Source organism: Thalassospira sp. NFXS8, from assembly GCF_040148805.1.
Lineage (GTDB): Bacteria > Pseudomonadota > Alphaproteobacteria > Rhodospirillales > Thalassospiraceae > Thalassospira.
Map to the genome: position 1 here is coordinate 351,410 of NZ_JAGEMF010000004.1, position 20,445 is coordinate 371,854.

18 protein-coding genes are annotated in these 20,445 nt (G+C 52.3%); 9 read left to right on the forward strand and 9 right to left on the reverse strand.

Translation table 11 applies throughout. The features are described from left to right. Positions 1 to 4 precede the first annotated feature (4 nt). The 3 genes from J4E05_RS20500 to J4E05_RS20510 are packed head-to-tail and all read left to right on the forward strand — an operon-like array spanning position 5 to position 1,810. Positions 5 to 397 (forward strand): ExbD/TolR family protein, encoded by a 393-nt coding sequence (locus J4E05_RS20500; protein ID WP_349599539.1) that lies wholly within the window; start codon positions 5 to 7, stop codon positions 395 to 397. Further along, positions 394 to 798, forward strand: a complete 405-nt coding sequence (locus J4E05_RS20505; protein WP_085594948.1) for an ExbD/TolR family protein — start codon at positions 394 to 396, stop codon at positions 796 to 798. The genes J4E05_RS20500 and J4E05_RS20505 overlap by 4 nt, the downstream gene beginning before the upstream one ends. A 10-nt stretch (positions 799 to 808) precedes the next feature. Then, positions 809 to 1,810 carry an energy transducer TonB gene (locus J4E05_RS20510; protein WP_349599542.1) on the forward strand — a complete coding sequence of 334 codons (1,002 nt, stop codon included), beginning with the start codon at positions 809 to 811 and terminating at the stop codon, positions 1,808 to 1,810. An 89-nt stretch (positions 1,811 to 1,899) separates the two neighbouring features. Here the strand turns inward: J4E05_RS20510 and J4E05_RS20515 are convergent, their stop codons facing one another. The 5 genes from J4E05_RS20515 to J4E05_RS20535 all read right to left on the reverse strand — a co-directional run bounded on the left by J4E05_RS20515 (position 1,900) and on the right by J4E05_RS20535 (position 7,424). Beyond that, entirely contained in the window at positions 1,900 to 2,202 is a 303-nt protein-coding gene (locus tag J4E05_RS20515) for a DUF2218 domain-containing protein (protein ID WP_085594944.1), read from the reverse strand. After that, positions 2,202 to 3,002 (reverse strand): ABC transporter ATP-binding protein, encoded by an 801-nt coding sequence (locus tag J4E05_RS20520; protein ID WP_349599545.1) that lies wholly within the window; start codon positions 3,000 to 3,002, stop codon positions 2,202 to 2,204. The genes J4E05_RS20515 and J4E05_RS20520 overlap by 1 nt, the downstream gene beginning before the upstream one ends. A 7-nt stretch (positions 3,003 to 3,009) precedes the next feature. Then, entirely contained in the window at positions 3,010 to 4,140 is a 1,131-nt protein-coding gene (locus tag J4E05_RS20525) for a FecCD family ABC transporter permease (protein ID WP_349599548.1), read from the reverse strand. Then, the gene (locus J4E05_RS20530) at positions 4,137 to 5,297 is read right to left on the reverse strand and encodes an ABC transporter substrate-binding protein (RefSeq protein ID WP_349599550.1); all 1,161 of its coding nucleotides are present in this window, start codon (positions 5,295 to 5,297) and stop codon (positions 4,137 to 4,139) included. Before J4E05_RS20530 ends, J4E05_RS20525 begins: the two co-directional genes overlap by 4 nt. 96 nt (positions 5,298 to 5,393) lie before the next feature. Then, a complete protein-coding gene (locus J4E05_RS20535; protein ID WP_349599552.1) occupies positions 5,394 to 7,424 on the reverse strand; it encodes a TonB-dependent receptor domain-containing protein in 2,031 nt (676 codons plus the stop codon). A 173-nt stretch (positions 7,425 to 7,597) separates the two neighbouring features. On the opposite strand from J4E05_RS20535, the gene J4E05_RS20540 reads away from it, so the two are divergent. Further along, complete coding sequence (locus tag J4E05_RS20540; RefSeq protein ID WP_349599555.1) at positions 7,598 to 8,614, forward strand: helix-turn-helix domain-containing protein; 1,017 nt, start codon at positions 7,598 to 7,600, stop codon at positions 8,612 to 8,614. Positions 8,615 to 8,763: 149 nt separating this feature from the next. Here J4E05_RS20540 and J4E05_RS20545 read toward each other — a convergent pair whose 3' ends face one another. Continuing rightward, positions 8,764 to 10,086, reverse strand: coding sequence for a protoglobin domain-containing protein (locus J4E05_RS20545; protein ID WP_349599558.1), 1,323 nt, complete (start codon positions 10,084 to 10,086; stop codon positions 8,764 to 8,766). Positions 10,087 to 10,498: 412 nt separating this feature from the next. Between J4E05_RS20545 and J4E05_RS20550 the strand changes: the two genes are divergently transcribed. The 3 genes from J4E05_RS20550 (at position 10,499) to J4E05_RS20560 (ending at position 13,221) form a co-directional block, all read left to right on the forward strand. Then, positions 10,499 to 10,648, forward strand: coding sequence for a hypothetical protein (locus tag J4E05_RS20550; protein WP_349599561.1), 150 nt, complete (start codon positions 10,499 to 10,501; stop codon positions 10,646 to 10,648). Between the two features lie 35 nt (positions 10,649 to 10,683). After that, positions 10,684 to 11,775 (forward strand): TRAP transporter substrate-binding protein, encoded by a 1,092-nt coding sequence (locus tag J4E05_RS20555; RefSeq protein ID WP_085594934.1) that lies wholly within the window; start codon positions 10,684 to 10,686, stop codon positions 11,773 to 11,775. Between the two features lie 354 nt (positions 11,776 to 12,129). Next, positions 12,130 to 13,221 (forward strand): TRAP transporter substrate-binding protein, encoded by a 1,092-nt coding sequence (locus J4E05_RS20560; RefSeq protein WP_085594932.1) that lies wholly within the window; start codon positions 12,130 to 12,132, stop codon positions 13,219 to 13,221. 101 nt (positions 13,222 to 13,322) lie between these two features. Here the strand turns inward: J4E05_RS20560 and J4E05_RS20565 are convergent, their stop codons facing one another. Further along, entirely contained in the window at positions 13,323 to 13,715 is a 393-nt protein-coding gene (locus J4E05_RS20565) for a hypothetical protein (RefSeq protein ID WP_085594930.1), read from the reverse strand. A gap of 136 nt (positions 13,716 to 13,851) precedes the next feature. On the opposite strand from J4E05_RS20565, the gene J4E05_RS20570 reads away from it, so the two are divergent. Beyond that, positions 13,852 to 17,772, forward strand: a complete 3,921-nt coding sequence (locus J4E05_RS20570) for a hybrid sensor histidine kinase/response regulator (RefSeq protein ID WP_349599565.1) — start codon at positions 13,852 to 13,854, stop codon at positions 17,770 to 17,772. 241 nt (positions 17,773 to 18,013) lie between these two features. Then, on the forward strand, positions 18,014 to 18,706 hold the full coding sequence (locus J4E05_RS20575; RefSeq protein WP_210402996.1) for a phosphatase PAP2 family protein: 693 nt from the start codon (positions 18,014 to 18,016) through the stop codon (positions 18,704 to 18,706). Positions 18,707 to 18,734: 28 nt separating this feature from the next. Here the strand turns inward: J4E05_RS20575 and J4E05_RS20580 are convergent, their stop codons facing one another. Both J4E05_RS20580 and J4E05_RS20585 read right to left on the reverse strand, forming a co-directional pair. Beyond that, positions 18,735 to 19,346, reverse strand: coding sequence for a LysE family translocator (locus tag J4E05_RS20580; protein ID WP_085595492.1), 612 nt, complete (start codon positions 19,344 to 19,346; stop codon positions 18,735 to 18,737). 93 nt (positions 19,347 to 19,439) lie between these two features. Next, entirely contained in the window at positions 19,440 to 20,270 is an 831-nt protein-coding gene (locus J4E05_RS20585) for an AraC family transcriptional regulator (RefSeq protein ID WP_349599569.1), read from the reverse strand. Between the last annotated feature and the right edge of the window lie 175 nt (positions 20,271 to 20,445).

Sequence of the window (20,445 nt, forward strand, 5' to 3'; positions counted from 1 at the left end):
AACTATGCAGTTTCGTTCACGCTATCGCAGTCCGTCGCCTGTTATCGGGCTGACGCCGTTGATTGATGTTGTGTTTATCCTGCTGGTGTTTTTCATGCTGGCGTCAAGTTTTCTTGACTGGCGCGGATATGAGATGTCGGTTTCGGTACAGGATAAATCGGCCAATAGCCCGGCAGATAATCCCGCAGCACTGGTGCGGATTGATGGTTCCGGGGCACTTACCCTGAATGGTGATGCCGTGCCGCTTGATAACCTGGCCGCGCGTTTAAAGACTGATTATGCCGGTGCCCAGGTGCATTTGCAGCCGGTGAATGGCGCAAAATTGCAAATCCTGGTGCATGTGATGGATGTGCTGGGCCGGGGTGGTATTCATAATGTGGATTTGATCGAGCAATGAAACGGCGTATTCAAATCACCGATGACACCATGGGCCAGGAACCAATGTTGCCGCTGATCAACATTGTGTTTTTGCTGCTGATCTTTTTTATGATTGCGGGCAGTTTGCAAAAACTGGGACCGTTTGATGTTAATCCGCCCGCCAGTGCAGATGCTAGCGAAAAAGATGACGAAACCGTTGTTTTGTGGGTGGATAAAACCGGCGAGCTTGGTGTGGATGACAGCCGGGGCCCACTGGCCGATATTACCAGCTTGTTGCCAGCCAACTTTCAGGATCATCCGATCGAAATTCGTGCTGATCGGGAAACCGACGGGCAGATGGTCGTCGCATTGTTAAAGCGCCTACAGGAACTGGGTGTCGACAAGGTTCAATTAATGACAGCCGTAGAAGCGCAGGATTAACGGAAGTTCGATGTCCAAGCGAAGTGACTTTTTAATCGCCACCGCGATGACCGGGATGGTGCTGGCAGGGGGTGTTGTGTTGGCAACCCCCGTGCCTGAACCGTCCGGCTGGGGCGGGGCGGGTGCTGTGCAAAGTGTTAGTATTTCACTGGGGGCAGGTCAGGCCACCAGCGGTGAAGACAGCGACCCCGACGAAAGTGCCAGCGCCGACGTTGATAACCGCAAAGGCGAGGAAGACGCACAACCGGCCCCTGAAACTAGCGAGCCGGAACCGGTGCCAGAACCCGAGGTGGAACCGGAACCCGAAGCCGTGCCGGAACCTGAAGTGGTTCCAGAGCCTGTGATCGAGCCAGAGCCAGAGCCTGAACCGGTTCCCGAAGTGAAACCGGAACCGGTGCCTGAGCCAATTCCCGAGCCGGTAAAAGAGCCGGAGGTCAAGCCGGAGCCAAAACCGGAACTTGCAGCAGTTGTTCCCCCCAAAGTAAAGCCAAAGCCGCCGGTGAAGCCCAAGCCGAAACCGGTAGCCAAACCCGAACCTGTGACAAAACCAAAACCGACACCTGCACCCCCAAAAGAAGTGCCGCAACCGGTGACGGATACACGACCCACACAGGGCGCACAGTTTAATTCGCAAAAGGCCGAGGGCACCACTGGTACCAAAACCAAAAGCCAGGCTGCCAGTTCGGCATCTGGCAGTGGTGGGGGGGCTGCGTTAAGCAAGGCAAAGTTTGTCGATTATCAGTCGTCCGTTGTGCAAACCCTGATGCGTTATCGTGAATATCCGTCAGCCGCGCGCAGACGCGGTATCGAGGGCCGCAACATGGTGTTGCTGGTGATTGAACGCGATGGCTCGGTTTCGTCGATTAAAATGGTGCAGGAAAGCGGCAATCGCCTGCTGGATCGTGCAACTGAAAAAATGATCGAACGGGTCAAACGGTTTCCACCGTTCCCTGATGATCTTGATTTGGAGCGCATGACATTGCGGGTGCCGCTAATTTACGATTTGCGTTGAACATTTTTGTACGTATGCCGCAACAACTAAAAACGGCCCGGCAACATTTTGCCGGGCCGTTTTTTATGAGCGATTAGGGGGCCATCCTGTCAGGGGGCGGTATCATCGGCGTGCTCTTGCCAGTGATAGTCAAGGGTTTCGCGCCAGGCAAAGCGATCAAGATGGTCAATGATCACTGCCTTCATGCGATTGATACCTTCGGGCGTTGCTGATTGCCCGATAAAGGTTAAACCGCCCTTCGACGCGATGATCTGGCAGGGGCCGGTTGGAAAGCTGACATCGCCTGTCGTGGTGTTAAACGTTACGGGTACCTTGTGGGCAAAATGTTTGCAAAGCTGCTGCAGGTATTTGTCCCCGTGGTCGGTTTTAACTTTACCTGTGGTGTGAAACATCAATTCTCCTGCGGGGGGCTGGTTGCACAGGACAGGCTGTCGACAATGACAAAGGGCGTGCCACGCGAACAATATTCAATTCTGCCATCAACCTGATAGGCATCATGCAGGCGTTCGGGTGTCATGATGTTTTGTGCTGTATCACTGGCCAGAACCGCGCCATTACCAAACAAAACGATATGGTCGCAGTGTCGTAAGGCCAAATTGATATCGTGTAGCGCCATCAGGGCAAGGCCCTGTTGCTGGCGGGCAATGCGACGCACTACATCAAGCACCCGAAGCTGCCAGCGTAAATCAAGTGCGCTGGTGGGCTCGTCCAGCAGCATGATGTGGGGCGCGCGCACAATAACCTGTGCCAGCCCCACCATTTGTCTTTGCCCGCCCGACATCTGATTTAAGGCCTGAAACGCCAGGCTGGTAATACCAAGCTGTTCAAACGTGGCCTCGACCAATGCCTGTGCCGCATTATGGAGCAGGTCAGTGCGCACCGCACGGCAAGCCGATAAAACCGCCTCGTAGGCAACAAGGCTGGTGCCCTGTGGCAAGGTTTGCGGCAGATAGCCAATGTGTCGGGCGCGGGTTTGATGCGCCATGCGGTTAATTTCAATACCGTTTAGTTTGGCGGACCCTGTATATGTGTTTAACCCGGCAAGGGCACGTAGAAAGCTGGATTTGCCAACCCCGTTGGGCCCAAGTACCCCAACCAGGGCGCCTGGCGCAAAGGCAGGCAATGCAATGTGCGATAAAACCTGTTTGTTGCCATAGGCAATCGACAAATCATCTATAATCAGTTCCGTCATGGCACCATTACCCCCGCCGCTTTTGCGATAACAACAACGCCAGAAACAGCGGAATGCCGATCAGGGCGGTAACGATGCCATCGGGAATTAAAATGCCCGGCACGATATGTTTGCTGACAAGCGATGCCATCGACAAGATGAACGCCCCCGCCAGAACGCTGCCGGGGATGTAAAACCTGTGATCCTCGCCAAAGGCCAGTCGCGAAATATGCGGCCCGACCAGCCCGACAAAGCCGATAACCCCGGTGAAGGCCACGGCAACGGCAGTTAAAATGCTGACACGCAGTAAAACCAGCAATCGCAGGCGTTCGACCGGCACACCAAAGCTGCGGGCATAGTCTTCGCCACCGCGAAGGGCCGTCATTTTCCAGACATGGCGCATGGCAAGTGGCAGACAGGTGAGCAGAACAACCAAAACAATAATGATTTTCTCCCAACTGGCGCGGGCCAGACTGCCCATTGTCCAGAATACGATCTGTTGCAGGCTGTCGCTATTGGCAACAAACTGAATGAGGGACACTAACGCGTTCAGGGCAAAAACCAGCGCAATGCCAAACAGCACAATAGTATCCACACTGGCCCCATATGCCTTGGCTAAAAACTGGATTGCGCCCAGCGCAATGATGGCCCCGGCAAAGGCACAGATGGGCACGGCGTAGTTTTCAGGCAAACCAAAGCCTAGATTAAAGACAATCGCCAGGGACGCGCCAAGGGTTGCCGCATGCATGATGCCCAATGTAGACGGGCTTGCCAGCGGGTTGTTCAGCACGGTTTGCATTTCTGCCCCCGCCAGCCCCAGGGCTGCACCAATAACAACGGCCATCAGGGCAAAGGGCAGGCGAACATTGTAAATAATCACATGGGTGGCAGGGTCGAGACTGGCGGGGTCAATCAACCCGCCAATTACATCGCCAGCAGAAAGCAGCGCCGGGCCGGTCATGATATTGACCACGACCGATACCAGCAATGCCGCCAGCAATACCGATAGCCAGATGACACGGCGTCGAATGAAATGGCGATATTGTGCCGATAACGCACCTGTTTCGGGTGGGATAGCCGGGGTATCGGGTTGTTTCCTTGTCGGGGGGCGATGTTTGGCAACGTTTTGTTGATGTACCGGATGTATCGGGTGGTTCATTGGGCCGCGTCCCGTTCGGTCATGCCGGTCCAGTAGGTACCATTCAGGGCAACCGGCTGGAACCGGTCAAAATAGGTTTGCAGGGTGGCGTGTGGGTCTAGATCTGTGAACAGGTCGGGGTGGAACCATTTGGCCATTTGCTGCACAGCGGCAACATTCATTGGTGTGTTATAGAAATGATGCCAGATCGAATATAAATGGTCGTTATTGATGGCACTTAATTCCTGCATGCCAACGCGCCCGGTGGTTTGGCGCAGCGATGCTGCGGCCTGTTCCGGGTTTGCCATTGCACCAAGAATGATGCGGTTGCCGTTATTATCAACATTGGCCGAGCCGATGGCGGTGGCAATATAGTAATCCGGCTGGCTGACCAGCAATTGTTCGATCGTTACGGTGCCATGGGTGCCAGGAATAATTTCACCGAAAATGTTGGTGCCGCCGGCCCAGTCAATGAAACGCCCCATCATCTGGTTGCCCATTGCTTCGCAACAGGTTTGGTCCAGGCCAACGCGGCTTTCCATAAATACCGTCGGACGGTTTTTTACCTGGGCCAGTTTTTGATGCACTTTGGCCAAACCATCGGCGTAAAATGCCAGAAAGTTTTCTGCCTGCTGTTCCTTGCCCATTAAAGTGCCAAGCAGGCGAACGCTTTTGGGGGTATTGACCAGTGGGTCCTGTCGAAAATCAATCGCGACAACGGGAATATTGGCAGCGGCAAGGGTATCAAAAATCTGTTTGTTGCGCGCGCTGGGGCCGTGGCCACCTGTAAGGCCAAATACGGCAACATCCGGATGCAGCGAAATTGCTTTTTCAAGGTTAAAGGATTCCTCGCCACTACTGCCGATAAGCGGAATATCGTCAATGGCGGGGAATTTTGCCTGATATTGGGCATAGGTGGCCGGGTCCAGGTTTTTAAACTCGCCCATCATACCTGCAATCCAGCGGACCGGGTTTTCTGTGTCAAGAATACCGATGCTGGGTAAAAAGCGGCCTTCGCCCAAAATCATATATTTAACCGGGACATTGACGGTCACTTCATGCCCGGCAACGTCGGTCAGGGTGACCTGTTTTTGTGGCGCATCGGCGGCCTGTGATGATGTGTGAGCAAAGCCAAATAACGTGGCGGCCAGGGCGATGGATTGCAGAATGTTTTTCATGGTCAAATCCGCGTGGTGATGTGGGGCACGGCAAAACGCACAAACGGGCGCCCCTGTAAAAGAGCCGCCCTTTGTGTGCCGGTATGGTGGATCGGGTTAGAACTTAACCTTGGCCGACAGCACAAAACTGCGGCCTGGGTCCATATAGGGTTCGGTACGAATGCTGTCGTATCCGGTGGTGGTGCGGTCGGTATAGGCGCGGTTAAAAATGTTGTTGGCATCAATCCGCAAGGTAACGGCCTGTGACAGCGTATCGGGTGTCCATTCACCGTACAGGTTGGCAACAAAATAGGTGTCGATCGGTTCGGCACCGTATTTTTCCGGGTCATCATTTTTCAACGCCAGTTCAGATGACATACCTGCGCGCAGGCCCAGATCATGCCATTCCTTGCCTGCATCAACTGTTATGATGTCGCCTAGCAAAACACCTTGCCATGCTGATGCCGTGCTAACGGGCGGGGCACCGTCTGCGCGGACAATGGTATGGGTATAGGTCGCCCGGATATAGGCCGTGTCGAATTGATAGGTGCCAGACAGATTAATGCCGCGTGTGACAAGATCGACGGTGGTTTGGCGGTCTGTATCAGACAGGTCGTGTGATCGTTCGATACGATTGTAAAACACGTTGCCATCAAGGGTCAGGCGATCAAATGTGACCCGTGAACCTGCCTTATAGTTAAACGACCGCGATGGCGCAAAACCGGTATAATCCCAAACACCGGAAAAGTTATAAATGCTGGATTCCCCAACCGGTAAACCACCAAATGCCGTGCCGACGCCGCCATAAATTGTGGTGTTTGACAGAATATCGTATTCGGTATTCGCGTTGCCAGACAGGCCCTGTTCATCAAACTCGCTGCCGTCGATACCGGTAAACCACTGCCGGTCAAATCGCCCGCCAAACGATGTGCGCCAGCGGTTTGTCAGGTCCAGCCGTGCTTGCGAAAATATGCCGATATTGGTTGATTTTTCAGTATAGCTACCGGCACGGGTGCCGTTGTTATGGGTACCTGTGGCTTCATCATGGTAAAAATCAATTCCGGTATTAACCTTGCCAATTCCAACATCAAAATTGTTGGCAGCCTTGCCATTTACTGTTTCGATTTCTGAATTGGTATGAAAGAAATTTGGCCCGTTTTGCAGGTTGGGCACGTCGAGTTCCGATTTGCTGTAATTCAGCGATAATTCCGGGTCGAACTGACCATTGGGCATTTCATCAACATAGGAAACGCCCATGGCGGTTTTTTTGTATGAAATCCACTGTGCACCCTGTCCGCTGGTCAGCGCGCCAAAGTTGGGTCGCGACGGGCGCACACCTTCATCTTCGAGGTGGCTGGCAAAGGCTTCAAACCGTTCGCCGTCTTGCCCGTTAATGGCAAATTTGCCCAAACCGTTTTCACTGCCGTTGGCGGTTCCGTCTACCTTGTCGCCATTGCCATCGCGGTAATTGTTGGTGTTATTGTTTTGCACATACGCCAGCGCTTCGACCTTATCGGTGCGCCCGGCCATGGTTAGCCATTCACTAAATCCCCGGGAATTGGTGTCATAGGCGATTTTGCCATAGCCGCCAAAATTTTCGCCGGGTTCCAGAATGTCGCGGGCATCCCGGGTTTCATAGGCAATAGAACCACCAAGTGCGCCCGGGCCGCTATCGGCCGGGGCAACGCCGGTTTCAACATCGACCTTTTTTAACATGCCCGGGTCCATCACCGTGGTGCCAAGGTGATGATAACTGGAATTGTTTTGTCGGGTGCCATCAATGGTGACGTTGAGTTTGGTGTCTTCGATGCCCTGAACATAGGTTTTCTGCGTAACCGGGCTGGCCCCGCCGACATTGACTGCAGCATTGCCCGAAAAGACATCTTTCAGGGTGCGCGGTGCAATTCTGTCAAGTGTTTCATTATCAAGGGTAATGCCACCGGGCAGGGGCGGTGCTGTGCGCTCGCGGTTTGATGAAATCGTTATCGGGTCCAGGGTTGCGGCGTCGCTGTCCCGGGTGATTGTATCCTGGGCAAACGCGCTGGCAGGCAGCGCAGCCAAAGCAACACCGGTTAGCAAGGATGTACGAAGCCAGCGCGAAACCTGCATGTTTTGGGTAAACAGCATCGGAAAATGGTGCTGCGGCATAATATGGTCCCTCAATCGATGATTAGTCTTTACCAAATGCGAATGATTGTTAATATTAATTTTTGCAGATCGTCGCCAGCACATAGGCATTTGCAAAATCATCGCTTCTATCTGCGAAAACGGCGGCGCGTCGTTTGCAGGGCGGTGAACAGGGAAAGACGGAAATGACGGAAATGACGACGCCAAAAATGCCAGAACAATCAGCGCTGCGCCGGACCCCATTGGACCGCGACAACATCACCGCTGCCACGTTGTGGCAAAATGGCGGACAAAGCCGCCATGTAAGTGGCGCAGATGATGCTCTTTTGCCCGAGGATACGGTGCTTAAGGGACGATTGGTAAATGACCGGGCACCGTCGCATTTTATGGTTCACACCACCGATACAGTCGCGATGCGGGACTTTGAAATTTCCAATCAGGTGCGCCCTGCGGTTACGGTCGCTATTGTTGTTGATGGTCAGGTCGAGGGGGCGTTTGACGATACACCGTTTGACTTTGATGCGCGGCAGGGCGTTGTTGGTTATTTATGGGCACTTAAACAGCCCGCCAAGCTGACACGACGTATTCCCAAACATAACCGGGTGCGTAAGGTGATGGTGACCGCCCGGTTTGACTGGATTGCAAAAAGTCTGGGAAATGATGCCGGGCAGGAGGCCGCGCGCGCATTTTTATATGGCGATCATGGCCCTGTGCGCTGGCAACCATCGCGACGTGCCATAGCGTTGGCCGAGCAAATGTTATATCCGCCGATTGAATTACCGCTGTTTCGTGAAATTTACATTGAAAGCCGGGGGCTGGAAATTTTTGGCGAGGCCTTGCGATCGGTGATGACGCCACCCCGGATTGATCAAAATTGCAAGGCGGTTTCGGTTGATGTATCGGACAAGGCGCAGGATATCCGCGACCATATTTTGCAACATATCACGACGGGGCTTAATCTACGTGATCTTGCCGCGACAATGAATATGAGCATCGCGCGATTGCAACGCATATTCAAAACGGCCTATGGCACAACTGTAATGGATTTCATGCGCGAAACCCGCCTGCAAGCGGCACGCGATGCCATGGACAAGGATGGTCTGACCATTGGGCAGGCGGCCTTTCTTGCCGGGTATTCATCGCCTGCCAATTTTTCGACCGCCTTTAAAAGGGTCTTTGGCATTTCACCGTCTGAAGCCCGCGAAAGATAACCGGGTTGATCCGTCAGGATGGAGTACGGGCAAATGTACATTTTATATGGACAGGGACGGGGTGGTATGGCGGGGGCACATATGCCCCCTGGCCCGGAAATGATTGTGACGAAGCGAGCTATTCAGGCCCGATGTTATCGCGAACTGTGTTAACCCGCAGAAAGTCGTTTAAGGAAGTTGTCGACATCCTGACGTAGCGTGTTGGCATGGCTGCGAAGTGCTTTGGACACAGTGAGGACTTCTTCGGCGACAGACCCGGTATGGTCTGCGGTGGTGCCGACATTACCAAGGCTGGAATTAACATTACGATTGGCACTGGAAACGCCGTTGATATTGTTGCTGATATCGCCGGTTGCAGCGGCCTGTTGTTCGACTGCGGCGGAAATGGCGGCGACGGATTCAACGATTTTGCCGATCTGCCCGGTAACGCCCTGAATTGCATCAACGGCCCGGTGTGTTGTTTCCTGTACGGCGTTGATTTGCGCGGTGATATCCCCTGTTGCTTTGGCTGTCTGGTTGGCCAGGTTCTTGACCTCGCTTGCCACAACGGCAAACCCTTTGCCAGCGTCACCGGCGCGGGCTGCCTCGATCGTGGCGTTAAGGGCCAGCAGGTTGGTCTGGCTGGCAATTTTATCGATCAAATCTACAACTGTGCCAATTTCCTGGGCTGTCGCATCAAGAATGCCGATGGTGTCGGAGGTGGCCCTAACTGCTCCTTCTACCTCTTGTGAAATGGTTGAAGCCCGGCTGACCTGACTTGATATTTCACGAATGGAACTATCAAGTTCCTCGGCAGCACCTGCAACGGTGGCTGCGTTTTCTGCGGAAAGCTCGGCAGCATCCCGGGCGCCATTGGTCTGGTCGCGGGTCTGCTGCACACTATCGACCAGGGCTTCCGCCGCATGAGACATATCGCCTGCACTGCTTGCAAGTGCCGTAACGACCTTTGACACGGTGGTTTGAAAATCGTCAGACATTTCGCCAAGACGGCGTTGATAGGTGTTGCGGGTTTCTTCGTAGTAAATTGTAATCGCCATTTCCATGTCAATGACAACGGCAGTAGATGCCGCAGCGATCATTTCGCCAAGATCGCGGCGTTTGCGAAAGGTTTCATGCAATAAGGAAATCATTAAACCAAGGATAAAATTGTATCCTGATACATAGGCTTCCGGTGTCAGGCCGATTTTTTCGTGCGCGCGACCGATACGACGTACTTCTTCAAAATAATGGTCGTCGAAATCACCGCGGAAAAGTGTTTTCCAGTGATTGCTTTGCGCACGCTTTAAACCATCGATGCGGCTGGTGTCACCGATGATCGCTGCCAGGTCAGGCCGTGCCATGATCTTTTTGTAAAAGGTATCAAGCATGGCAGGCAGATTTTTTTCAATCAGTGGCCAAATCTCTCGTAAATGGCTACGCTTCTTTTCATTAAAATCCACAAAAGCAATACGCCGATCCAGTTCTGCAGGCATCCTGACCCCATCTTGTTGCAGCTGAAACAATGCCGACGCCAAGGTCGGTGATTATATTTGTAAAATTTGAGATTGGTCTTTCCAGGAAACAATTTAACTATACTTTAGTGTTGGTCTTCATTTTTTTCTGCTGTTTATTTGAGTGTGGTGCGTTCGTGAATAAGAACTAAAGGATGTATTTTTCTGCATTTGCAGGTTTGGCGAGCGCCACTCTGTTGTAATTGGATTTGTTGTAAAAACAAAAATGCCCGGTTGTCCTTGTATTTAGCCAATTAAAATATTTTCAATTGTATTATAATATGCCAATCAATGTAAGGTGGAAATATACTATACGGAAAGCAGGAAATTTTAGCCGTTTGGAGTGGGGCGATGTTGGGGCTTGGAAAACAGTACCAGCCCGTCGGACAGAGGGATGATCAGTCGATTTTTTGATGTAAATGTGGCTGCCGTCAGTTCAGATTTACGGCGAAAAAACACTCATTTTCAGCAACTTGGAAAAATGGTGGTATTTGCTGATGAAATTCGCCAAAATCCACCCTTCGTTCGCAAAATTTTGCAATAAACCGCCAGAATAAGAACAGGTTAGGGGAAATCAGGATGAAACGTCGTCAGTTTTTGAAGGGTGCCAGTCTGGGCGCGGGCGCGCTTGCCGCGACGGCCGCCGCACCTGCCATTGCATCGGCACAGGAAAATTTGAAATGGCGTATGGTTATGCCGTGGCCCAAGGGCACGCCTGGCCTTGGTACCAATGCCGAAAAGTTCGCCGCCATGGTCAAGGAAATGAGCAATGATCGCCTGTCGATCACGGTTTATGGTGCGGGTGAACTGGTGCCACCGTTTGAATGCATGGATGCGGTTGAACAGGGCGTGGTTGAAATGGCCCACGGCACTCCGTATTACTGGCAGGGAAAAAACCCGGTTCTTAATTTCTTCTCCACCATTCCCTTTGGCCTGACGGCATGGGAACTTTCGGCATGGCTGCGTTTTGGCGGCGGGCAGAAGATGTGGGAAGATGTTTATGCCGACTTTGGTGTCGTGCCGTTTTATGCCGGTAATTCGGGTATGCAGGCGGGCGGCTGGTTTAATAAGGAAATCAATTCGGTTGATGACATCAAAGGTGTCAAAATGCGCTATGCCGGGTTGGGCGGCGAAGCAATGCGCCGGATTGGTGCCAATATTACCATGTTGCCACCAGGCGAAATTTTGCCTGCAATGCAAAGCGGGGCCATTGATGCCGCCGAATGGGTTGGACCGTGGAATGACTTGGCATTCGGCCTGTATCAGGTGGCCAAATATTACTATACCCCGGCTTTCCATGAACCTGGGCCCGGCCTTGAAATTTTCGTATCAAAAGAAAAATTCGACAGCCTGACGCCGGATTTGCAGGCGATTATTCGCTATGCGGCCCAGGCCATTGCCGAGAATACACTGGCGGACTTTACTTTTAACAATATCGAATCCTATCAGCCGCTGATCGACAAGGGCGTTGAAATTCGCCAGTTCCCCGACGACGTGATCATGGCGTTGGCCGAGGCCAGCAAAGCCGCCGTCGAGGAAATTGGCAATCAAAACGACGTTAACAAAAAGATCTATGATTCCTATATGGATCTGGTGAAAAAATCAGCGCGTTATGGCAAGGAATTTGAAGCAACCGGCTTGCTTCAACGTGCCAAGGTTTGGGGATTCTGATTTTCGGGTCCGTGATATGGAACGGTTAGTCTGATCGTAAAATGAAAACCGCCTTGCCATTGGGCAGGGCGGTTTTCTTTACAGTATGCGACGTCGCAGATGCGAGATGGGTTTTCATGTACCTGGATTGTCCGTTTTGCCGTGCGCTTCAAACCGTAACGGAAAATGTACAATCAAGGGCAATGTTGCGTTGCAGAACATATGTGATATGCAAAAATCACATATCAGCATCCCGTAAACACGCATTGTTGCCATTGGTAAAACCAAAGACCCTGCCCGCCTGCAACGTATTCAATGGCATGAATTTGTCGTTTTTACGCAAAAAATTATCAAATAAGTCTTCTGGAGTTCTTCATGAAACGTCGTAATTTTCTTAAAGGTGCCAGCCTTGCCGTGGGCGCAGTTGCTGGCGGCATGGCCGCGCCTGCGATCGCCAAGGCTGACGACACATTTAATTGGCGTATGGTTATGCCGTGGCCCAAAGGGTCGCCGGGGCTGGGTGCCAATGGCGAAAAATTTGCCGAACGTGTGACCAAAATGTCGGGCGGTCGCCTGAATATTAAAGTTTATGGCCCGGGCGAACTGGTGCCAGCATTTGAATGCATGGATGCGGTGGAACAGGGTGTTGCCGAAATGGCGCACGGCACGCCGTATTACTGGGCTGGCAAGGACGAAGCCGTTAACTTCTTTTCAACCATTCCCTTTGGTCTGATGGGCTGGGAACTGTCGGGCTGGTTGCGTTTTGGCGGCGGTCAGGAACTGTGGGAAGAACTTTATTCGCAGTTTAACGTTGTTCCGTTTCTGGCAGGCAATACCGGCCTTCAGGCTGGTGGCTGGTTTAACAAGGAAATCAACACCATTGATGATATCAAGGGTGTGAAAATGCGCTATGCCGGGATCGGTGGCGAAGCCATGCGTCGCTTGGGGGCCATTGTTACCATGCTGCCGGCGGCTGAAATTCTGCCTGCCTTGCAAAGCGGCGCGATTGATGCGGCTGAATGGGTTGGCCCGTGGAACGACTATGCCTTTGGTTTAACACAGGTTGCCAAATATTATTACACTCCGGCCTTCGCCGAACCGGGCACTGGCATTGAAGTGTTCATCAACAAGGACAAATTTAATTCCTTGCCCGAAGATTTGCAGGAAATTGTTCGTATCGCCGCACAGGCCAATGCCGAACAGACCCTGGCTGACTTCACCTATAATAACATCACGTCCTATCAGGCCGTCTTGAAAAAGAACATCGAGATCCGCCATTTCCCTGATGAAGTCATAAAGGCCCTGGCCAAGGAAGCTATGGACGCGGTGAAGGAAATTGCCGGTAAAAGTGAACTGAACCAGCGCATTTACGATTCTTACATGGACTTCACCAAAATTGCAGCACCCTATGGCGAGCAATTTGAAGCCACAGCCCTGTTGCAGCGTGCAAAAGTTTGGGAAAGTTGATTTCCGGGTTCGGAAGTTACACTGTTTTACAAGGGCGGCCTGTAATGGCCGCCCTTGTTTTATGCATAAGGCGAAATCTGTTTTGAACCGGGTAACGCAGTTTAGTGGGGTTTGGGGGCGCCAGGTGGCTGGGGCAGGTCAAAGGTAAACGATGCCTGGCCTTCATAATCGGCGACGGTAATACGTTTTACCAGCTCTGCGGCCAGGGCCAGCGACGTTTCAATCGCCCATTTAAGTTGTTCAACCGCCCCTTTGTTGCCATCGGCAAGGGCTTCGGGCAGGATGCGTTCCTGTAAAAATTTGGCAACCCCGGCAAAGCCGCGTGCGGCACTTTCGCAGTTTTCACGCAGGATCATAAATTGCCCGGTTTTTTCAACTGCATCGGCAATACCAGCCAAATGACCCATCATCACCTGGATATCGGCATCATCCGTTGCAGTTTTTTTGGCAACAAAACGCAAAATTCCGGCAAAAAAGGCATATTGGGAAGACATGGTCACCTGATGCTTAACAATTGGTCGTAAGGGATATGTGCGCCGTTTTAGTCGATGATGGTGGCGTGGTATAGTCCAAACTGGGAAATATATGCGACACCTGCCTGTCAGGTGATGAAAAGGATAGCGCGACAATATGCTTCAGGGTGGTTTGATATTTATTGTTGCGATGGCCTATATCGGCCTTTTGTTTGCCATTGCCCATTATGGCGACAAATACGCCAGATTTTGGCGATCCTCGCGGGCCAAACCGGTTATTTATGCGCTTTCCATGGCGGTCTACTGCACCAGCTGGACTTTTTTTGGCTCGGTCGGTACGGCTGCGCTGCACGGTTTTGCGTTTTTGCCCATTTATATCGGCCCGATAGTCATGATGCTGGCGGGCTATCCGGTGATGGTCAAAATTGGCACGGTTTGCCGGGCGCAAAATATCACCTCGATTGCCGATTTTTTAGGTTCGCGCTATGGTAAAAGCCAAAGTTTGGCTGCCCTGGTTGCTGTTATCGCCATGATCGGCATTCTGGCCTATATCGCCTTGCAGTTAAAGGCGGTTTCAACATCGTTTGATGTGCTGATCGGCCCATTGGGCGAGGATGTGGTGCGCCATAGTGCGGCGAATTTCACCAAGGATACCGCGTTTTACGTCACGATATTAATGGCGGTTTTCGGGGTGTTGTTCGGCGTGCGCTATATTCACGCATCCGAACATCATGATGGCCTTATTCTGGCAATTGCCTTTGAAAGCACAGTCAAGCTGGTTGCGCTTTTGGCGGTGGGTTTGTTTGTCGTATTTGGGCTTTTTAACGGCATTGGCGATTTGGCAAATCATGCCACCAGCCGGGCTGATATTACCGCCCTGTTTGAACCGCAAAGCTGGTTAACCCCGCATTTCTTTGTCGGTTCGCTTATCGGCATGTTTGCCATTATCTGTTTGCCACGCCAGTTTCATGTCACCTTTGTTGAAAATGACGATAGCCGCAATTTGAAAACGGCACGCTGGCTGTTCCCGGCGTATCTGGTGGCGATTAACCTGTTTGTGGTGCCCATTGCCGTTGCTGGGCTTTTACTGTTTGACGGCCAATCGGCGGTAAACCCGGACACGTTCGTTTTGACCTTGCCATTGTTGGGTGGTCAGAACGGTTTGGCATTGGTGGCGTTTGTTGGCGGGCTTTCGGCCAGTACCGGCATGGTGATTGTATCGTGCGTGGCGGTTTCCACGATGGTCTGCAACGATTTGATCATGCCGGTTTTATTGCGTCTGCCACGTTTGCGCGACAAGGCGGCAGGCGATGTCAGCCTGCTTGTGCTTAAAATTCGCCGGGTGGCGGTTTTGGTGCTGATGTTTCTGGCCTATGGGTTTTACCGGTTTTTAAGCGAAAAATACGCACTGGCCGATATCGGCATGTTGTCCTTTGCGGCTGTGGCCCAATTTGCCCCGGCTTTGCTGGCGGCCCTGTATGTTAAACGGGTTAACCGCACCGGGGTGCGTTGGGGGTTGGTTGGCGGGTTTGTCCTGTGGTGTTATACGTTGTTGTTGCCGTCCTTTGTGCAAAGCGGCTTTTTGCCTCAGGAAATACTTGTTAACGGGCCATTGGAACTCGCATTTTTAAAACCCCAGGCCCTGTTTGGTTTGCAGCTTGACCCCCTGACCCATGGGGTGATCTGGAGCCTTGGCACCAATATCCTTTTACTTTTTGTCGGGTCAGCCACAGGTATTCAGGGGGTGACCCAACGCCGACAGGCCCAATTGTTTGTCGATGTCGGGCGGAACCCGGCGCAGGCGCGCAATGATATCTGGCCGGGGCGCGTCACCATTGCCGATCTGGAAGGGTTATCCGCACGGTTTTTGGGCGCGCAGTGGGCCGAACGGGCCTTTCGGACCTATCTTGCCCGGCGAAGTGACAATGCCGCGCGCGATGATCTGGCCGATATTGATGCTGCCAATTTTACCGAACATTTGCTGAGCGGTGCGGTTGGTGCCGCGTCCTCGCGGGTGGTGATGGCGTTATTATTGCCCGACAAGGCTGTGTCGCGCCGCGATGCAATGGAACTGCTCGACGAAGCCTCGGCGGCGATCAAGTTTAACCGCGATTTATTGCTCAACACTTTGGAAAACATCTCGCAAGGGGTAGGGGTGTTTGACCATGATTTACGTTTGGCAACGTGGAATCACCGCTTTATCGACCTTCTGGGCATTGCTCCTTCTGATATTCAGGTGACGATGCCGTTATCGCATCTGGTCGAGACGTGCCGTAATACAGGGCCGCGTGCGGTTGACATCGACATTTTGTTGGGTCGCAATACCGCCCCGCAAATGCGCCGCCTGCCAGATACCTACGAACGCAAACGGTCGGATGGCATGGTGCTTGAAATTCGCACCAATCCGATGCCCGATGGCGGCTTTGTTGCCACCATTGCCGATATTACGGCACGGGTACGAACAGAAGATGCCCTGCGTGAAAGTGAACGGAACATTCGCATTTATACCGATAATATTCCGGTCATGATTGCGTATGCCGATAAAAATCAGCGTTTACGTTTTACCAATCGTCCCTATGAACGCATGTTTGGCCTGCGCCGGGCCGCCGCCCATGGCATCACTGTGGCCGAGGCCGTGGGCGAAAAGCGTTATCAGCGGTTAGCCCCCATGATTGCCGAGGTGTTAAAAGGGTATCGCCAAAGTTTTGAAATTGATTTTCCGCCCATGGAAGGTTTTACCGAAGAACGTTTTGCCGAGGGTACCTATATTCCGCATTTTGACGAAACCGGCGAAGTGCTGGGCTATTTTTGTATTTACCATGATATTACCGAGCGCAGACTGGCCGAGCAGGCCCTTAAAGAAGCGAATGAAAGCCTGGAAGAACGGGTGGTCGATCGCACCCGTGCGCTTGAAACACTCAATAGCGAGCTTTCGGTTGCCAAGGAACAGGCCGAAACCGCAAACGATACCAAAACCCGCTTTTTTGCTGCCGCCAGCCACGATTTGCTGCAACCCTTAAACGCTGCACGGCTGTTTACCGTGGCCCTTGGCGGGCGCACCTTGCCCGATGATGCCGCTGATCTGGTGGGTAAGGTTGATTTGTCGCTCAAAGGTGTTGAAGAACTGCTCAATGAGCTTTTGGATATATGCAAGCTTGATGCCGGGGCCATGCAACCCACTTTGCAGGATTTTCCGATTTCCAAGGTTTTGAATATTCTGAAAACAGAATTTACCCCGATTGCCGAACAGGCCGGGTTACGGTTTTCAGTGTTTCCGCGCGATGTCTGGGTACGAAGTGACAGCCGCCTGTTGCGTCGCATTCTGCAAAATTTCATTTCCAATGCACTGCGTTATACCCGACAGGGTGGCACTGTTGTTGGCTGTCGTTTGCGCGGAGATATTTTGCGGATCGAGGTGTGGGATAGCGGACCAGGGATTCCGGTCGATAAACTGAAAATCATTTTCCGCGAATTTCACCGCCTTGAAAGCCCGGAAAATGCCGATGTAAAGGGGCTGGGCCTTGGCCTTGCTATTGTCGACCGGTTGGGCCGCAAACTTGATCATCCCATTTCGGTGCGATCATGGCCCGGCCGGGGCACCGTATTTTCGGTCGATGTTCCCGTGGGCATTGTGGCACCCGAAACGGGGGATATTGCCCCACGCCGCCGCCTTGCGAGCGAGTTGGGCGGGGTGCGGGTGCTGTGTATTGATAATGAACCCGATATTCTTGAAGGCATGCGTGCCATGCTGGAAAACTGGGATTGTGTGGTGGCTACGGCGCGCTCCGGCACTGATGCCGAAGCCTTGTTAAATCCGGCTGTCAGCACGATAACCCCTTTTGTACCCGACGTTATTCTGGCTGATTACCATTTAAGTGCCGGTGAAACCGGGTTGGATGTGCTGTGCCGTCTGCGCGACCATAACGGGCTTGTGGTGCCCGGTGTTGTAATTACAGCCGATAGAAGCCCGGAAACGGCAGCGCTGGTTCAGGCGCAATCCTTTACATTGCTTAACAAGCCGTTGCGTCCGGCTAAACTGCGTGCCGTTATGACACGATCATTTGTTCGTAACGGATAATTTATTGTGAACGCAGTGCATTGCTATTTGGCTGGTAACGATGGTTCGATTGTTTGGCGCGCGGTGGTGTTCTTCGCCCGCTGGTTTTTGTCTATGGTGACGGATGAGGGGCGAGCACAGCGAGATCAACAGGCGAATGTTTCGTGCCTTTTTTTAGGCGCAAACTCTTGATCCAAGCAGTTGTTCGGCCACCACAAAGCAGTGCAATGGCACGTACCAAAATCATAAAGGAATATCGTTCTTGCGTAAAATTGCCCGTCATCTTTCCGATACCATTCGCCGGAAAACCCCGTTTGAACCGCAAATACTGGCCTGTATCGTTGCGATTGCCGGGTTTTTATTGCTGTTTGGCAAGCTTGTTGAGGATGTCTTTAATCAGGAAAGCGGGACGTTTGATAAGGCGATCCTGCTGTTTATGCGCAATGGCAATGATTTGTCGCAGCCTATTGGGCCAGCATGGTTGTTGGGGGTAGTCCGCGATATCACCGCATTGGGTGGTGTTGCGGTCTTAACGCTGTTTACATTGGTTGTAGTCGCTTATTTACTGGTGGCCGGATATCGGCGGGCAGCGGTGCTGGTGGTGCTGTCGGTCGGGTTGGGGGCTGTGTTTGAAGAAGCCCTGAAAATTGGCTTTGACCGGGCCCGGCCGGACATTGTGCCTCATCTGGTAACAGTGCATTCCCTGAGTTTTCCCAGTGCCCATGCCATGCTGTCGGCCATTACCTATTTAACATTGGGCACATTGGTTGCCCGGACCGAGAAACGCATGCGTGTGCGCGTTTTTGTGATGTCGGTTGGCGTTTTCATGACGTTTTTTATCGGCCTTAGCCGCCTTTATCTGGGCGTGCATTGGCCAACCGATGTGTTGGCAGGCTGGTCGCTAGGGGCGGCATGGGTGTTGCTGTTTTGGCTGGTTTCGCGCCGCTTACCCTAGCGTGTCTGCGATTAAATTGAATTGCTTCCTAGCGCGAGGAAAATGCCAGACGCGCACTTAGCACTACAAATATTCCGGCGATGCTTCGGCGGAGCCACACCATGACGTTGGGGCGCGTTAAAACATAGCGCCGGGCGAGGGCGGCGAACATGCCGTATCCCACAAAAATCACAAATGTCATCGCCATAAAAATGCTGCCAAGCAGGATCATGCGGGAAGTGGTATCTGGCGCATCCGCAGGAATAAATTGCGGCAAAAATGCCAAAAAGAACAATGTCAGTTTCGGGTTGAGGATATTGAGTAAACATCCGTTGATCGCGACAGTCACATTGCTTTTGGAAGGCATATTTTCCTCGATGACCATCATTGAACGATCACGCCAAATGGCTTGTGCCATATAAAGCAGGTATAACACCCCGATATAGCGCAGGGCCTCGAATGCCAGGGCGCTGCTGTGAAGAAGGGCGGCGAGGCCCGTTACACTGGCTACGATGGCTGGAACAATGCCAAAGGTGCAGCCAAGTGCGGCCCATATGCTGGTTTTCCAACCCTGGCTAAGCCCCGATGCCAGGGTGTAAAGAACGCCACTACCGGGCAGTAATACTAAAACAAGCGAGGTTATAAAAAATTCGACCGACATGCTGGCTCCTGACGCAGGTAAAATATACTTGCCCAATATGGTGCGCACAGTTTTGCCGGTCTTGAATAAAATTGCATGGCATGGTGCGTTGCCTTAGCGGCCCGCTACCGTTTTTGCCAGCTTGCCGGGGCTATAGCCATAAAAGCGGATAAACTGGCGAGTCATATGACTTTGGTCGGCGAAACCGGCTGTCATCGCGGCGTCTGCCAAAGGGGTTTTTTGTAAAATCAGGTGTCGTGCCAGAAGGGCGCGTTTTTGCATAATATAGGCGTGTGGGGTATAGCCGGTATATCGGCAAAAATCGCGAATTAACTGAAATTTTCCTATGCCACTGGTGTGTGCCAGGTCGTCAAGCTGAAGAGCTTCGCCCGGGTCATCGTCAATTTGTTGTTTTGCTTTGTAAATGCCAGGGGCAATCATCATGCTTTCGCATGGCCGGGTGCTTTGCTCAAGGCTTGCCCGCGCCAGAAGAATAAGCAGTTCTTCGTATTTCATTTTTGATATTTCGCTATCGCCAGGGATGTTTTGGCTTATGACGTGGTTAAATATCAGGTTGAAATATTGCGCCAATGCAGGGCGTTTAAAAATTGGGCTGGTAAATTCATGCTCGGGTGCTGTGCCCTCAAACAGGGAATTCATCGCATCGACCAGAATATCGGGGCGGAAATACAATATCCGCCATTTTCGCGCTGCTCCGCCAATTGGTATACCGTCGTGGATTTCACCGGGATTAACAGTAATGATTGTTTCCGGACCTGCCTCGACCACGCCGCGCCCGCTAGCCGATTTTTGCGCCCCGCCATCAATCATGCCAATGCCAAATACATCGTGACTGTGGCGGGAAAACTGGTGCGCCGAGCAAGCGGCGATGGCCTCGATCCCGGGCCTTGAAGTTGGCAAGACGGCGATATGCCCTTTGGTCATGATCCGGGTCCGTTTGTGATGCCAGTAAAGGGATCAGAAAGCTTGGTGGTGGCGACCAAAGCTGTAATGCCTGATCAGGTTTGTGCCAATACACATCGAAAAATTGCAGAATGAAAGGCACTTTTCAATGTTTTACGACACGGAGTTGGGCAGAAGAGCCTGCTGCTTATAATAT

What these genes read in the sequence shown, in the direction of transcription:
- J4E05_RS20500 (WP_349599539.1), top strand. Translation starts at nt 5, where the DNA reads ATGCAGTTTCGTTCACGCTATCGCAGTCCGTCGCCTGTTATCGGGCTG.
- J4E05_RS20505 (WP_085594948.1), top strand. Translation starts at nt 394, where the DNA reads ATGAAACGGCGTATTCAAATCACCGATGACACCATGGGCCAGGAACCA.
- J4E05_RS20510 (WP_349599542.1), top strand. Translation starts at nt 809, where the DNA reads ATGTCCAAGCGAAGTGACTTTTTAATCGCCACCGCGATGACCGGGATG.
- J4E05_RS20515 (WP_085594944.1), bottom strand. Translation starts at nt 2,202, where the DNA reads ATGTTTCACACCACAGGTAAAGTTAAAACCGACCACGGGGACAAATAC.
- J4E05_RS20520 (WP_349599545.1), bottom strand. Translation starts at nt 3,002, where the DNA reads ATGACGGAACTGATTATAGATGATTTGTCGATTGCCTATGGCAACAAA.
- J4E05_RS20525 (WP_349599548.1), bottom strand. Translation starts at nt 4,140, where the DNA reads ATGAACCACCCGATACATCCGGTACATCAACAAAACGTTGCCAAACAT.
- J4E05_RS20530 (WP_349599550.1), bottom strand. Translation starts at nt 5,297, where the DNA reads ATGAAAAACATTCTGCAATCCATCGCCCTGGCCGCCACGTTATTTGGC.
- J4E05_RS20535 (WP_349599552.1), bottom strand. Translation starts at nt 7,424, where the DNA reads ATGCCGCAGCACCATTTTCCGATGCTGTTTACCCAAAACATGCAGGTT.
- J4E05_RS20540 (WP_349599555.1), top strand. Translation starts at nt 7,598, where the DNA reads ATGACGACGCCAAAAATGCCAGAACAATCAGCGCTGCGCCGGACCCCA.
- J4E05_RS20545 (WP_349599558.1), bottom strand. Translation starts at nt 10,086, where the DNA reads ATGCCTGCAGAACTGGATCGGCGTATTGCTTTTGTGGATTTTAATGAA.
- J4E05_RS20550 (WP_349599561.1), top strand. Translation starts at nt 10,499, where the DNA reads ATGATCAGTCGATTTTTTGATGTAAATGTGGCTGCCGTCAGTTCAGAT.
- J4E05_RS20555 (WP_085594934.1), top strand. Translation starts at nt 10,684, where the DNA reads ATGAAACGTCGTCAGTTTTTGAAGGGTGCCAGTCTGGGCGCGGGCGCG.
- J4E05_RS20560 (WP_085594932.1), top strand. Translation starts at nt 12,130, where the DNA reads ATGAAACGTCGTAATTTTCTTAAAGGTGCCAGCCTTGCCGTGGGCGCA.
- J4E05_RS20565 (WP_085594930.1), bottom strand. Translation starts at nt 13,715, where the DNA reads ATGTCTTCCCAATATGCCTTTTTTGCCGGAATTTTGCGTTTTGTTGCC.
- J4E05_RS20570 (WP_349599565.1), top strand. Translation starts at nt 13,852, where the DNA reads ATGCTTCAGGGTGGTTTGATATTTATTGTTGCGATGGCCTATATCGGC.
- J4E05_RS20580 (WP_085595492.1), bottom strand. Translation starts at nt 19,346, where the DNA reads ATGTCGGTCGAATTTTTTATAACCTCGCTTGTTTTAGTATTACTGCCC.
- J4E05_RS20585 (WP_349599569.1), bottom strand. Translation starts at nt 20,270, where the DNA reads ATGACCAAAGGGCATATCGCCGTCTTGCCAACTTCAAGGCCCGGGATC.